General features: G+C 61.9%; 12 protein-coding genes. 9 read left to right on the top strand and 3 right to left on the bottom strand.

Annotated elements, in window-relative coordinates:
* Positions 1 to 302: 302 nt before the first annotated feature.
* Positions 303 to 1,367: a LacI family DNA-binding transcriptional regulator gene (locus CVS27_RS18865; protein ID WP_103467394.1), complete on the bottom strand. Its 1,065-nt coding sequence runs from the start codon at positions 1,365 to 1,367 to the stop codon at positions 303 to 305.
* Between the two features lie 212 nt (positions 1,368 to 1,579).
* On the opposite strand from CVS27_RS18865, the gene CVS27_RS18860 reads away from it, so the two are divergent.
* Genes CVS27_RS18860 through CVS27_RS18835 form a run of 6 tightly spaced genes read left to right on the top strand, consistent with a single transcriptional unit; the run spans position 1,580 to position 7,831 of the window.
* Positions 1,580 to 2,911: an extracellular solute-binding protein gene (locus CVS27_RS18860; RefSeq protein WP_103467393.1), complete on the top strand. Its 1,332-nt coding sequence runs from the start codon at positions 1,580 to 1,582 to the stop codon at positions 2,909 to 2,911.
* Complete coding sequence (locus CVS27_RS18855; RefSeq protein WP_243399958.1) at positions 2,908 to 3,897, top strand: carbohydrate ABC transporter permease; 990 nt, start codon at positions 2,908 to 2,910, stop codon at positions 3,895 to 3,897. Before CVS27_RS18860 ends, CVS27_RS18855 begins: the two co-directional genes overlap by 4 nt.
* Before the next feature lie 2 nt (positions 3,898 to 3,899).
* Positions 3,900 to 4,790, top strand: coding sequence for a carbohydrate ABC transporter permease (locus CVS27_RS18850; RefSeq protein WP_103467392.1), 891 nt, complete (start codon positions 3,900 to 3,902; stop codon positions 4,788 to 4,790).
* A gap of 22 nt (positions 4,791 to 4,812) precedes the next feature.
* The gene (locus tag CVS27_RS18845) at positions 4,813 to 6,018 is read left to right on the top strand and encodes a Gfo/Idh/MocA family protein (RefSeq protein WP_103467391.1); all 1,206 of its coding nucleotides are present in this window, start codon (positions 4,813 to 4,815) and stop codon (positions 6,016 to 6,018) included.
* Positions 6,015 to 6,713, top strand: coding sequence for a ThuA domain-containing protein (locus tag CVS27_RS18840; protein WP_103467390.1), 699 nt, complete (start codon positions 6,015 to 6,017; stop codon positions 6,711 to 6,713). The genes CVS27_RS18845 and CVS27_RS18840 overlap by 4 nt, the downstream gene beginning before the upstream one ends.
* Complete coding sequence (locus tag CVS27_RS18835) at positions 6,698 to 7,831, top strand: Gfo/Idh/MocA family protein (RefSeq protein ID WP_103467389.1); 1,134 nt, start codon at positions 6,698 to 6,700, stop codon at positions 7,829 to 7,831. The genes CVS27_RS18840 and CVS27_RS18835 overlap by 16 nt, the downstream gene beginning before the upstream one ends.
* A gap of 98 nt (positions 7,832 to 7,929) precedes the next feature.
* On the opposite strand, the gene CVS27_RS18830 is transcribed toward CVS27_RS18835, so the two are convergent.
* A complete protein-coding gene (locus CVS27_RS18830) occupies positions 7,930 to 9,126 on the bottom strand; it encodes an ROK family transcriptional regulator (protein ID WP_103467388.1) in 1,197 nt (398 codons plus the stop codon).
* 4 nt (positions 9,127 to 9,130) lie between these two features.
* Positions 9,131 to 10,432: an FAD-binding protein gene (locus CVS27_RS18825; RefSeq protein WP_103467387.1), complete on the bottom strand. Its 1,302-nt coding sequence runs from the start codon at positions 10,430 to 10,432 to the stop codon at positions 9,131 to 9,133.
* 216 nt (positions 10,433 to 10,648) lie between these two features.
* On the opposite strand from CVS27_RS18825, the gene xylA reads away from it, so the two are divergent.
* The 3 genes from xylA (at position 10,649) to CVS27_RS18810 (ending at position 14,573) form a co-directional block, all read left to right on the top strand.
* Positions 10,649 to 11,839, top strand: a complete 1,191-nt coding sequence (xylA, locus tag CVS27_RS18820) for a xylose isomerase (RefSeq protein WP_103467386.1) — start codon at positions 10,649 to 10,651, stop codon at positions 11,837 to 11,839.
* Between the two features lie 6 nt (positions 11,840 to 11,845).
* Positions 11,846 to 13,315 carry a xylulokinase gene (xylB, locus tag CVS27_RS18815; RefSeq protein ID WP_103467385.1) on the top strand — a complete coding sequence of 490 codons (1,470 nt, stop codon included), beginning with the start codon at positions 11,846 to 11,848 and terminating at the stop codon, positions 13,313 to 13,315.
* Between the two features lie 76 nt (positions 13,316 to 13,391).
* Positions 13,392 to 14,573 (top strand): amidohydrolase, encoded by a 1,182-nt coding sequence (locus CVS27_RS18810; RefSeq protein ID WP_103467384.1) that lies wholly within the window; start codon positions 13,392 to 13,394, stop codon positions 14,571 to 14,573.
* The last annotated feature ends 127 nt before the right edge of the window (positions 14,574 to 14,700 follow it).

The following is a 14,700-nucleotide window of genomic DNA, read 5'->3' as shown; positions in this document are numbered from 1 at the left end:
GGCCAAAGCCCAGAGTTCATCTCAGCGTTGTGGGCTTTTCGGGTTACAAACAGCAGCTCATGCGGAATCCACGATTGAAACTACAGCTGCTACGGGTGGGTCTGAGGCGAACTACACCAGAATTGGAGCATCGGCGGCCCTTTGTGGCGACCCGTGACAAGCAATGGCACCCTGGACTCTCTCCGGACGCCATTTTTCGCGTCTGGTCAGGCTCCTCGCGTTCGGCAGGAGTCAGCCTCCCACTGCCGCCTGTCACCTTCGCTTGTCCAATACTGTGGGCGTTACGCCGGGGCCCAGTGCAATCATAAATCCGAACCAGCGGGCACGTGGTTTGTGCGCGGCGGGGCCGTGGAATCCCGGATGACAAGTTCGGTGGCCAATTCCATGTGCGAGGAATCAAGCATCTCCCCCTGAGCCAGGCGCAAAACCGCACGGAGCGCAGCTCGGCCCATCTCCTGCAGCGGCTGGGCCACTGAGGTCAACCGGGGCAGGGTTTGTTCCGTCAGGGGTGTGCCGTCAAAGCCCACAAGACTCAAGTCATCAGGGACACGCAAACCCCGGTGCCGAACCTCCTCCAAGACACCCAACGCTGTTGCGTCACAGCCGGCAAAGATGGCCGTGGGCGGTTCAGCCAGGTCCAGAAGCTCTCGCGCGCCGGCCAAGCCGAACGCTTTGCTGAACTCGCCGACCAGCACATATTCCGGCCGCGACGAAATTCCGTGTCCCATCAGCCCGGCCAGATACCCGTGCAGCCGGGCAACACTGCATTCGGCAGCTCGAGGCCCACCCAAAAACGCTATACGCTGATGACCCAAAGAGATCAAGTGCTCAGTGGCGGCCTTGCCACCGGCCCAGTTCGTGGCCCCTACGCTGGTGTAGCCATGGCGCGGCGGATTCAAGGGATCAATCACGACCACCGGAATATTCCTGTTCGCGAAAGAGTCGAGTTGCTGAGTCGTCATCTCGGAGGTCACCAAGATCAGGCCCTTGCGCCCGGACTCAACCATCCGTTGCGCCCATTCTTCATGGTTCGCCCGGTGCAATTTCGCGGGCGTGACGCTGCCGACCACCACATCGACATCCTCGGTGGCCGCGTAATCAAGGATGCCGGTGAGGATTTCCATGGAGTACTGGGTGGCGGAACCGTCAATCACCAGATCCACCATGGCCGGCCCGGTGGACCTGGCTCTGCGCTGCATGGGAGATTCGTAACCCAGTTCCGCCAGGGCAGCCTGAACGCGAGCCCGGGTGGATTCTGCAACATCGTCGCGGCCGTTGATTACCTTGGACACCGTGGGCGCTGACACTCCTGCCAGCGCCGCAACCGTGGCAAGCACGGGTTTCGTCTTCGAACGTGCTTCGCGCATTGACCCACCAGTCCTTTCGAAATGTTTCTGTTCTCGCCAGTGTGCCGGAATGTAGAGCTGGCAGTCAAATGGTCACATGAAACCCTTGACGTGTGAGCCTAGTCACGATTAGATTCTACACAGCTACAGAATTAGTTGCGAAATATTTCGAAAGTGTTTGCAAGCATTGTCACACATCAGCCACGCAGTGGCTCTTTTCAATGGAGATAAGAATGGAACACAGCACCGCCTCTCGCCGATCATTTTTGACACTTGCAGGACTGGCCCCTCTCGCCGTGTGGGGCCTCACCGCCTGCGGCACCTCTGGCCCCGGCGGTAACTCCGGCGGCGCCGGATCTGCCAGTATCTGGTCGCTGACCGGAGCTCCCGGTGAGACTATCCGCACGGCCACTGTTGACGCATTCAACAAGTCCAATCCGGACAATCAGATCAAGCTCACCTTGTTCCAGAACGATGCCTTCAAAACCAAGATCAAGACGGCCATCGGCGCTGGCGAAGCTCCCACCATGATTTACGGGTGGGGAGGCGGAGGATTGAAGACCTACGTCGAAGCCGGCCAGGTGGTGGATCTGACCCCGTGGCTCGAGGAAAATCCTCAAGTCAAGGACCGGCTGTTCCCGTCCGCATTTGGTGCCGCAACTGTGGACGGCAAGATCTATGCGCTGCCCAACGAGACGGTTGCCCCGATCATTTTCTTCTACAACAAGGAACTCTTCGCCAAGGCCGGCGCCCAGCCTCCCAAAACGTGGGATGAGCTGATGGCCTTGACCAAGACATTCAACGATCTCGGCATTGCACCCATTTCGCTCGCAGGCCAGTCTCGCTGGACCTCCATGATGTGGCTGGAATTCGTGTTTGACCGGGTTGGGGGCCCAGAGCTTTTCAACAACATCTTTGCCGGCAAGGACAACGCGTGGTCGGATCCATCAGCGCTCGAGGCACTGACCAAGATCCAGGAGCTGGTCGCCGCCAACGGCTTCATTAAGGGCTTCTCCTCGATCACCGCCGATTCCAACGCCGATCAGGCGTTGCTCTACACGGGCAAGGCGGCCATGATGCTGCACGGCGCCTGGACCTACGGCAGCATGAAGAACGACGGCGGCGACTTCGTTCCGAACGGAAACCTGGGCTGGTTTGACTTCCCCACCGTTGACGGCGGAAAGGGCGACCTGAAGAACACCGTAGGCAACCCCGGCCAGTACATGTCCATCTCCGCCAAGGCAAGCGCCGAGGAGCAGACAACTGCCAAGAAGTACTTCGCCGAGGGCCTGCTGACCCCCGCCGAGGTCACTTCCTGGATCGAATCCGGCGCCGTGCCGATTGTCACGGGCATCGAAGATCAGCTGGCGGCCACCGATGCTAAGGAATTCTTGACGTACGTGTACACCACGGCCAAGGACGCGCCCAACTTCCAACAGTCCTGGGACCAGGCACTGAGCCCCACCGCCGCCGAGGCCTTGCTCAACAATATCGACCAGTTGTTCATTAAATCCATCACGCCTGAGCAGTTTGCCAGCAACATGAATGCGACTCTTGGCCAATGAGCTCCACCATGACCGTTGCCGACAGGAGCGCTGGCGCCGGACAGGGAGCCAAACGGGCCCGACGCCGCAACAGTAAAGGCACGGGAAACCCGGCAGATGGCCCGCAACGAAACTCCACCGTGACGGGGCGCTTGAATTGGCTTGTTGTGCCGGCGCTCATCATATTCTTGGCGTTCGCCATCTTGCCGTTGGCCGGGGTGTTTCTGCTGAGCTTCACCGACTGGGACGGCATTGGCTCCATAACTTTCGCCGGTGTAGAGAACTGGATGCGTGCCTTTGCCGATCCCACCATGTACCACGCACTGTGGCTCACGTTGGTGATCATGGCCCTGTCCTGGATCATCCAGACGCCCATCAGTCTGCTCCTGGGAACTTTCACGGCGGGCTCACAAAAATACCGGGCCCTGCTGGCAGTCCTGTACTTCCTTCCCCTCTTACTGTCCTCGGCGGCGATCGCCATCGCCTACAAGTCGCTGCTGGACCCAAACTTCGGTCTTGCCGCTGGTTTGAACATGCCGTTTTTGGCACAGGACTGGCTCGGACACCCCCAGCTGGCCTTGGGCGTGGTGATCTTCGTGGTGTCCTGGCAATTCATTCCCTTCCACACGCTGATCTACCAAGGCGGCGTGCGCCAAATCCCCAAATCCCTGTATGAGGCTGCCTCCATTGATGGGGCCGGGCGGGTCAAGCAGTTCTTTTACATCACGGTGCCTCAGCTGAAATACACCATCATCACCTCGTCAACCCTGATGGTCGTGGGTGCTGTGACCTACTTCGACTTGATCTTTGTGATCACCGGTGGCGGGCCAGGCAATGCCACCCGAAATCTGGCACTGGACATGTATCTGACAGGATTCAAGGCCAACCAAATGGGCCAGGCCAGCGTCACAGCTGTGATTCTGGTGCTGTTGGGCCTTGGCATCGCCTTGTGGCTGCAACGACTGGGCGGCAAAGACAAAAACGGCAGCCAATTGGAAGGCATGTAACCATGGCAACAACTTTGCCCTCACCAACATCCCCTGCTCAGCGGTCACGCCGGCCGGCCACCGTGGCGGGTGCCCGAATTCGCAAGCTCAACCTGCCGGCGGGAGCTGCCGGGTGGATCTGGCTGGCCGTCATCATCATCCCCATCTACTACATTGTTGTCACGTCCTTCAAGAGCCAGGCCGGCTACTTCAGCCAAAACCCGCTGGCCCTACCCGCAGAACCCACCTTGGACAACTACAAGATGGTGCTCGCCAATGACTTTGGGCGGTACTTTCTCAACAGCGTCATCGTCACACTCGGTGCCACCGTGCCGGCCGTCGGCTTCTCCTTCATGGCGGCGTTCGCGATCGTACGCGGCAGGGGACGTTTCCTAAAAACTGTCAATGGCCTATTCCTGATGGGCCTTGCCATTCCGCTGCAGGCCACCATCATCCCGGTGTATCTGTTGATCATCAAGCTCAACCTCTATGACTCGCTGTTGGCCCTGGTACTGCCCTCCATCGCGTTCGCCATCCCGCTAACGGTGCTGATCTTGTCCAATTTCATCCGGGATGTCCCCAATGAACTGTTCGAATCCATGCGCCTTGACGGGTGCAGCGAATGGCAGACCATGTGGCGGCTGGCGCTGCCATTGACCAAACCGGCCATCGTCACCGTCGCTATTTACAACGGGCTGGGGGTTTGGAACGGTTTCCTGTTGCCGTTGATACTCACCCAGAGCCCGGAGCTGCGGGTACTCCCCTTGGCGTTGTGGACCTTCCAGGGCCAATACTCCGTCAACATCCCGGCCGTGCTCGCCTCGGTGGTGCTGACTACGCTGCCCATCTTGGTGCTGTACGTGATCGGCCGCCGGCAACTGCTCAGCGGGCTCACCGCCGGCTTTAGCAAATAACCACCGAAAGGACTCTCACTCCATGCCGAGGCAACAAAAACCTGCCCTCCGGGTAGGGATGGCTGGCTATGCCTTCATGGGCGCCGCCCACTCCCACGCTTGGCGCAACGCCCACCGCTTCTTTGACCTGCCACTGACCCCAGAATTGACGGCGATCGCTGGACGGAACCAATCCGCCGTCGAACATGCCGCCGAAAAAATGGGGTGGGCTTCCACGGAAACCGATTGGCGGGCGCTCATTGAACGCGACGACATCGACCTGATCGACATCTGCACCCCCGGAAATACGCATGCCGAAATTGCCATCGCCGCACTCAAGGCCGGCAAGCACGTCCTGTGTGAAAAGCCGCTCGCCAACAGCGTTGCCGAAGCCCAGGAGATGACGGCCGTCGCCGCCGAAGCTGCCAACAACGGGGTATTTGCCATGTGCGGTTATTCCTACCGGCGCACCCCGGCCCTGGCACTCATGAAATCCATGATCGACGACGGCAAACTTGGCACCATCCGCCACGTCCGGGCTCAGTACCTCCAGGACTGGCTCTCGGATGAAAACGCCCCGCTGACCTGGCGGATGGACAAGTCCAAGTCCGGTTCGGGGGCACTGGGCGACATTGGTGCGCACAGCATCGACGCCGCCCAATTCGTCACCGGACAACACATCACCGGCGTCTCGGCCCTCATGGAAACCTTCACCACCCAACGCCCCACAGGCGGGGACTTCGTTGGTCTCGGGGGCACCGGAACTGTCGACGAAAACACCGAAATGGGCCCCGTCACAGTCGATGACGCTGTCATCTTCAGCGCCAGGTTCGACGGCGGCCCCATCGGCGTGTTTGAAGCGACCCGCGCCGCCTTGGGCAGGAAAAACGCGATGCGGCTGGAGGTCAACGGCTCTGCAGGTTCGCTGGCCTTCGACTTCGAGGACATGAACTTCCTGCAGTTCTATGACGGACGGGATGAGGCAGGTGTTCGCGGCTTCCACCGCATCATGGTCACCGAACCCGAACATCCTTATGTGGGCAATTGGTGGCCCACAGGTCACGGTCTTGGCTATGAGCACGGCTTCACACACCAAGTGGTGGATCTGGTGACCGCGCTGGGCAACAAAACCCAACCCACGCCCTCATTCACTGAAGCCCTGGGTGTCCAGCGCGTGCTGGCCGCCGTAGACGAAAGCGCCACCAATAACAGCCACTGGACCACTATTAACCAAGAGGACACCCCATGACACCATCAAAAAACGCACTTGTGGTACGCGGCGGCTGGGACGGCCACCAGCCCGTTGAGGCCACCGAGCTATTCATCCCCTACCTGCGCGCCAACGGCTTCGAAGTCCGTGTCGAGGAAAGCCCCGCCATCTATGCCGACGCCGATTACATGGCCGGCGTGGATCTCATCGTCCAATGCAACACCATGACCACCATCGAACCGGAGGAATTTGAGGGCCTGCGCGACGCCGTCGAGGCCGGCACTGGCTTGGCCGGATGGCACGGCGGCATCGCCGATTCGTACCGCAACAACTCAGACTACCTGCACCTCATCGGGGGCCAGTTCGCCTGCCATCCGGGCAAGCACGCCGATGAACGCGTCGGCGAACAGTCCGATAATTATGTTCCCTACACTGTCACGATGACCCCGGAGGCCGCCGGCCACCCCATCACCGAAGGAATCGGCGACTTCGAGCTGGTCACTGAACAATACTGGGTGCTGGCGGACAGCTACATCGACGTCCTCGCCACCACCACACAAAAAGTACGGGAGTGGGACCCCTGGCACCGTGAGGTCACCTCCCCCGCCATCTGGACCCGCCGGTGGGGCAACGGCAAAATCTTCGTCGCCACTCCCGGCCACCATGTGGACATTCTGGAAAATCCCAACGTTAAAACCATCATTGAAAGAGGCATGCTGTGGGCCAGCCGCTAAACGTACTGAACATTGGCATTGTGGGCTGCGGAAACATCGTCGCCCAATATTTGGCCACCCTCCCCTCGCTGGAAACCCTTAAGCTTGTTGCCGTGGCTGATCTGGATCTGGCCCGTGCCGAGGCTGTGGCTGCGGAGCTTCCCGGCGTCCGGGCACTGTCCGTGCAGGAGTTGCTGGACGACGGCGAGGTGGAGCTGGTCTTGAACCTCACCATTCCTGCCGCGCATGCGCAGGTCGCCCTGGCGGCCATCGCCGCCGGTAAGCATGTTTACGGTGAGAAACCTCTGGCGGCCACCTCGGCTGAGGCCGCCGAGGTGCTGGCTGCCGCGGCTGCCGCCGGCGTCACGCTCGGTTGCGCCCCGGACACCGTTTTGGGGACCGGCACACAGACGGCACGCCGAGCCATTGACGACGGCCTGATTGGCCGCCCCATCTCTGCAACGGCCACCATGATGTGCCCCGGGCATGAGCGCTGGCACCCCAATCCGGACTTTTACTATGTGCCCGGCGGTGGCCCGCTGCTGGACATGGGACCGTATTACGTCTCGTCGCTGGTGACGCTGCTGGGTCCGGTTCAATCCGTTATTGGTGCAGCCAGTCACACTCGGGACTCCCGCACCATCGCCACCGGGCCCCGGGCCGGGGAGCAGATTCCGGTGTCAACAGATACCCACGTCAGTGGCGTGCTGATCCACGAATCAGGTGCGCTCTCCACACTGGTCATGAGTTTCGATGCTGTGGCCACGCAGGCCGCCAACATTGAAGTCCATGGTGAAACGGGTTCCTTGATAGTTCCCGACCCGAATATCTTTGACGGCGAGGTCAAGCTGCGCCGCCTCGGCGATTCTGAGTGGGAGACGCTGCCTGTTTCCGGTGGTTACGTGGATGCTTCCCGTGGCATTGGCCTGCACGATCTCGCCACCACTGCCCCAGGCCGTGAGCCGAGGGCAGGAGGCGCCCTAGCCTTCCACGCGCTGGAGGTGATGGAATCGGTCCTGCGCTCTGCCCACACAGGCCAGCTGGTCAAAATCGAGCGCACCTGCCCCCGCCCGGACGCCGTGCCGCTAACGCAGACGACGCTCACCCGCGAGGCCCTGTCAAGCCCCGCCCGCGCGTAGTTTTTCTGGCAATAAAAGAGGACCAACCCGTTGTGCGATGCTGACGCACAACGGGTTGGCTTTGCTCTTTCCGTGTCCCTCTGGTGGAGCTGGCCGGCTCAGTGCGCCTCCATGAATCCGGCGGGGTCGGTCAGGAGTTGCGCAAAGGCAAGTTCCGCCGCGCCCACCATCATGAGGTCTGCACCCAACGCTGCCGGATGGATGGTCACCTGAGCGCCCGGCTCCCGCATGGACTGCGCGGTCACTGCCGCCAATAGCTGTTCCGGCGCGGCCGCGTACAGGGCGGCTAGGAACCCGTCCAGCACCACAGCTTCCGGGTTAAAGACGTTCACCACATTCCGCAAAGCGGTGGCAAGGTAGGCCACCTGGCGGTGCACCTCAGATGTCACCGCCGGATCATTCGTGGCACTCAGGGCGCGTGCCAGCGCTGCGGGATCACCGGCGTCGAGCTTAAGAGCGGCCAACAGTGGCGCCTGGCGCACCTCGGTCTCCAAACAGCCAAAAGCACCACAATGGCAGCTCGTGCCGTCGCTGCGCACCAGCGTGTGGCCGATCTCCCCCGCATATCCACACACCCCCGTTAGCAACCTGCCGTCGGCAACAATGCCGCCGCCGATCCCGCTGGCGCCACCGTTGAGGTAGATGAGATTCGCAATCCCGGTGGCCGCCCCGAAAGTCATCTCGGCCTCAGCCGCTAGGGAGGCATCGTTGGCCACCCTGACGCGATATCCGGTGGCCTCGGCCATCATCTGTGCCACCGGTTCGTTGTTCCAGTCCAGGTGCGGGGCGTGCCGCACGACGCCGTCGGCCACTGTGACCAGGCCGGGCACTGCCACACCGATCCCCACCACGCGGTACTGCGCATCGAGTTCTCCGCGCATCCCGGCAATCACGGCCGCGGCAATGTTGACAGCCTCGGCCGCAGTGGGAATCCGCTGGGTGGGGTAGCGAACCTTTCTCAATACCCGTCCACCCAACCCCACCAAACCGATGGTGACCGCGTCCACTTCAGGGTTGACAGCCAGGGCCGCCACGGCAGGATTCGGGTGGACCTCCGGACTGGGCCGGCCCACCTGGGCCTCACCCGCTGGCGCCGCTTCGAAGACCAGGCCGTGGGCTACCAGTGCCGCTATCAGCACGCCCACAGTTGATCTGTTCAACCCCGTCAGCTTCGTCAATTGGGCACGACTCAGGGAGCCATGGCGGTGGACCAAGGTCAGGATCCTGGCCGGACTACTGGAGCGGGCAAGCTCGGCCCCCGGTTCGAACACGTGGGAAGATTCCGTAGAAGACATGACCCTATTTTCTCTCATGGGTGCCTGCTGAGCCGCCAAAGATGGTCCGGTCCAAGAAGTCGTTGCGGAATTTGCCACCCGGGTCAAGAGAAACTGCGAGCGCCAAGAAGTCGGCCAACTTGGGGTAGAGCGGAACTACGGTGACGGCGTCAGCGGCAAAGACCTTCCCCCAGTGCGGGCGCGCGGCAAAGGGTGCCAACGCCTCCTCGATGAGCGGCAACACCGCTTGGACGCCTTCTGGGTGCAACCTCCAGGTGAAGTGCAAGCCAATGCCGTCGCGGCCATAGTTGGGGCTCAGCCACAGATCATCGGCAGCGATGGTGCGAATCTCGGCGACCAGCAACAACGGCGAGATGGTGGCGGACAGCTCGCGCATGGCGTTGATGGCGGCAACGGCGTGTTCGCGGGGCAACAAATATTCGCTTTGGATCTCATTGCCGCTGCTGGGCAAAAAGTCCATGCGGAAGTGTGAGAGCCGGTCCGAGCCCTGCCCGGCTATCCCCAGTTGCGGGGTGCAGTTCACGGCGGAGACTCCCGGCAACGGATGCATTTCGAAGGTTGCGGCCGTACCTCCCAGGAACGACGCCGGGTAGTCACCGGTGCGGCCGTCCTCCAAGCGCTGCTTGAACCAGACCTGCCCCACAGTATCCCCACGCCAGTCGGTGAACAGACTCACGGAATAGGCGCGTGAGGTCACCTCGTCAAAATGGGCCAAGACAGCATCCCAAGGCAGCTCCGTGTACACATGCTGGGCCACCTTGAAGTCGGCCTCGATCTGCAAGGTCACCTCCGTAACAATCCCCAGCAAGCCCAGACCCACCACGTAGGCAGCAAAGTCAGGGGTCCGCTGGCGGGTGACGTTGTGCAACTCACCGGCAGCGTCCATAAACTGCAGAGCAACGACGGCGGTGGCAAGGTTTCCATTGCCGTCCCCTGACCCGTGGGTTGCCGTGGCTATTGCACCGGCAATGGAAATGTGGGGCAGGGAGGCCAGGTTGTGCAGTGCATAGCCTTGGCGCTTGAGCTCAGCAGCAAGGATTCCATACGTGGTTCCGGCACTCACCGTGACCGTGCTTTGTGCTGCATCAACGCGAATGTCAGGCGCCAGCGCTGACAGGTTGACCAGCACCCCGTCGGTATCAGCGAGGGAATTAAAGGAGTGTCGGGAGCCAAGTGCACGCACCTTGGCGGCCCCGGCCACCAAGGTGCGGAGCTCCTCGAGCGTTGTCGGCTGGTGAATCGTGGTGGCCCCGTAGCTGTAGTTGCCAGCCCAGTTCCATTCGATCGTGTCCGCTTGCACTGCCATGAGTCGCTCCTTCGGGTGTCCAACCACGCTAATTTGATGTGAATCACAACATAACAGCTTATGTGGCTTGATTCCAGAGCATTGAGCAACAGAACTGCCGCAGGAGGGCCACTGCAATTTCCACTGTAGTGGGGGTTGACATCGTCGGAAAATCTAATATGTTTGAGTACAGAACTTATTACTGAGTGATCCCCACCACACCATCGGAGTAACCACATGGCACTGCAGCCAACACGCGACGACAAATTTTCCTTCGGCCTCTGGACAGTGGGATGGGAAGCCCAGGACCAGTTCGGTTCAGCTACTCGCCCCAAGCTGGCCACTGTTGAGGCAATTAACCGCCTCAGCGACCTCGGCGCCTATGGTTTGACGTTCCACGACAATGATTTGTTCCCTTTCGATGCCACGGCCGCTGAGCGCCAGCATGAGATCGACCGGCTCAAGGGTGCGCTGGATTCCACCGGTTTGATCGTGCCGATGGTCACCACCAACCTGTTCAGCCACCCCGTCTTTAAGGACGGGGGCTTCACCTCCAACGACCGCGGTGTGCGTCGCTTTGCCTTGCGCAAGGTCATTGAGAACATTGATTTGGCCGCCGAGCTTGGCGCCGAAACTTTTGTGATGTGGGGCGGGCGTGAAGGCAGCGAATACGATTCGGCCAAGGACATCCGCGGCGCGCTGGAACGCTACCGCGAAGCCGTAAACCTGCTCGGCGATTACGTCACCGACAAGGGCTACAACATCCGCTTCGCCATTGAGCCCAAGCCCAACGAACCCCGCGGCGACATCTTGCTGCCCACCCTGGGCCACGCCATGGCGTTCATCGAAACGCTCGAACGCCCCGAAATGGTGGGCATCAACCCGGAGACTGGCCACGAGCAGATGGCGGGTCTGAACTTCACCCACGGCATCGCCCAGGCCCTCTACCAGGGCAAGCTGTTCCACATTGACCTCAACGGCCAGCGCTCCATCAAGTTTGACCAGGACCTGGTCTTTGGCCATGGCGATCTGCAAAATGCTTTCTCCTTGGTGGACCTGCTGGAAAACGGCGGCCCCAATGGCGGCCCGTCCTACACCGGCCCCCGCCACTTTGACTACAAGCCCTCACGCACCGAGGACATGGATGGTGTGTGGGATTCGGCCGCCGCCAACATGCAGACCTACCTCCTGCTCAAAGAACGCGCCACCGCCTTCCGTGCCGATCCCGAAGTACAGGCCGCCCTCCTGGCCTCCCGCGTGGAGGAGATTAACGAACCCACTCTTAACCCGGGCGAAGGCTGGGAAGCCCTCCGCGCCGACAAGGCCTCCTACGAGGACTTCGACACCGACGCCTACTTTGGCGGCAAGGGCTTCGGCTTCGTCAAGCTCCAGCAGCTCTTCATCGAGCACCTGCTCGGCGCACGGTAGAGATCGATGACACTCGTTGCCGGCGTCGACTCTTCGACCCAAAGCTGCAAGGTCCTGATAGTCGACGCCGGCACCGGGCACATAGTCCGTGTGGGCAAGGCAGCGCATCCTGATGGCAGTGAAATAGCTCCCGCCCACTGGTGGTCTGCCTTGCAGGACGCCATCCACGACGCCGGCGGCTTGGCCGATGTTGCCGCCGTCTCGGTGGCGGGCCAACAGCACGGCATGGTGCTCTTGGATACCGAAGGCAGGGTCCTGCGCGACGCCCTACTGTGGAACGACACCCGCTCCGCCGGGGCCGCAGCTGACCTGATCACCGAAATCGGGGCAGCCGAACTGGCTCAGCGCTGCGGTTCGGTACCCGTCGCCTCCCTCACCATTACCAAGGTGCGGTGGGTGCGGGATCACGAACCCGCAATCGCCGCACGCGTTGCTGCTGTTGCGCTACCCCATGACTGGCTCTCGTGGCGGCTGCGCGGCTACGGACCGGCGGACCAAAGCCCCTTGGGGTCGGATCTGGAACAACTAACAACAGACCGTTCCGACGCCAGCGGCACCGGCTATTGGTCACCCCACACAGGATCCTACGATCTGGACTTGTTCCGGGCCGCTTTTGGTCGGACCGCCCGCGTGGCCGGCTCCGCTGAGCACGCTGGGACGCACATTGTCCTGCCCAAGGTGGCAGCGCCGTCGGACATCACTGGCACCGTGCACTCCGACCTCTTTGTGGGAGCTGCGGCGGTGACCGTCAAGGTCGGTGCGGGGGCCGGAGACAACGCCGCCGGCGCCCTCGGACTTGGGGCCGCGTCAGGCGATGTGGTGATCTCGGTAGGCACCAGCGGCACTGTCTTTGCCGTCAGCGCCCATCCTTCCGCGGATGCTACCGGGACCATTGCCGGATTCGCCGACGCCTCCGGCGCCTACCTCCCCATCGCGGTGACGTTGAATGCCGCCCGCATTCTCAGCACGACGGCGGGATTGCTCGGCATTGACTTCGAGGAGTTTGCGACACTGGCCCTTGCAGCGCAACCCGGCAGTGCCGGCGTCGTACTTGTGCCCTATTTTGAGGGCGAACGGACCCCGAACCTGCCCGACGCGACAGCCAGTTTCCATGGTCTGAGCATCACCTCGACCACCCGCGAAAACATTGCGCGGGCATCCATCGAGGGCATGCTGTGCGGGCTGGCCGGCGGGCTGGACGCCATCAAGGCCTCAGGCACGGCAGTCGAGCGGGTGCTGTTGATCGGTGGGGCCGTACAAAATACTGCCGTCCAGATAGTGGCCGGGCAGGTGTTTGACGCACTCGTGGTGGTGCCCACGCCAGGAGAATATGTGGCCCGCGGCGCGGCTGCTCAGGCGGCCTGGCTGCTGACTGGCACCAGGCCGGACTGGGCATTGGAGACCATTGCAGCTCCCCCGGCAGACTATCGGCCCGAGATCCTTGGGCAGTATCGCGCCGTCGCCGGTGCCGCGTAGCAGCTAACCGCATGCGAGAAGTCTGCGTTTCGATACTGTGTTGTGTTTGGAGAGGCGGACGCGGCAGGATGAGTCCATGACAATCGAGGAACTGTATCGTGACCTGCACGCCCATCCGGAACTCTCCTTCGAGGAGATGCGTACGGCCGCGATCGCTGCCGCGGAACTACGTGCCGCGGGGTTCGAGGTCATCGAGGGCATTGGGATCACCGGGGTTGCTGGGGTGCTTCGCAATGGTGATGGACCGACAGTCCTCTTGCGAGCTGACATGGATGCGTTGCCCGTCCTGGAGGACACCGGCCTTGCTTATGCCAGTACCGTCACCGGTGTCATGCACGCGTGCGGGCACGACGTGCATGTCGCGTGTCTGATCGGCGCAGCCCGCGAGCTGGCCGCCACGCGAGCGGAATGGAGCGGCACAGTCGTTGCCGTGTTCCAGCCCGCTGAGGAGGTTGGCGGCGGCGCTCAGGCGATGCTCGACGACGGCTTGTATGAGAAAGTGCCGGTGCCGGATGTGGTGCTTGGCCAGCATGTCGGTCCCGCACCTGCCGGGACGCTCGGCGCCCACCCCGGCGCGGCCTTTGCCTCGGCCGACAGCATCGACATCACCGTGCGTGGGCGGGGCGGCCACGGTTCGCGGCCCGAGACCACCATTGATCCGATCGTGATCGCGGCGGCCGTCGTGGGCCGGCTGCAGTCGATCGTCTCCCGGGAGATCGCACCACAGGAGACCTCCGTTGTGACCGTCGGGCGGATTAACGCTGGCACGAAGAACAACATCATCCCGGAGAGCGCCGAGCTCGGGCTGAGCATGCGCGCCTACAGCGAGGAAGTGCGGCTGCGCATGATCGCCGCGATCAAGCGGATCGCTCGCGCCGAGTCCGCGGCGTCGGGAGCGCCTGAGCCGATAGTTGAATTCGCCGAATCATTTCCGGTGACCGTTAACGACCGGGTTGCCACCGAGCGCACGATGGACGCGTTCCGGTCGGTGTTCGGCGAAGAGGCGGTTATCGACCCGGGCCCGGTCTCCGGCAGCGAAGACGTGGGTCTGCTCGCGACAGCTGTGGGCGTTCCTTTGGTCTATTGGATACTCGGTGGCGCAAACACGGAAGCGTACCTGACAGCTGCGAACGCGGGGACCATCGACCGCGACATTCCCTCAAATCATTCGTCCCATTTCGCTCCAGAGATCCAACCGACGCTTGACCGCGGGGTCGCGGCACTGGTCACCGCCAGCCGCGAGTGGCTGCGCTCGTAAGGCGCGGTGGACGACCCCGGAATTGATCCGGTGACGACTCACCACATTCCATGGGCGCACGACACAGAATGTGCGAAACATCTGCTGGCAAAACAACGGCATCATTTCCGGGACGGTTCATCCACCG

The organism is Arthrobacter glacialis (genome assembly GCF_002909445.1).
Taxonomy (GTDB): domain Bacteria; phylum Actinomycetota; class Actinomycetes; order Actinomycetales; family Micrococcaceae; genus Specibacter; species Specibacter glacialis.
The sequence above is the reverse complement of the archived record's forward strand: the minus strand, read 5'-3'. Positions and strand labels throughout refer to the sequence as shown.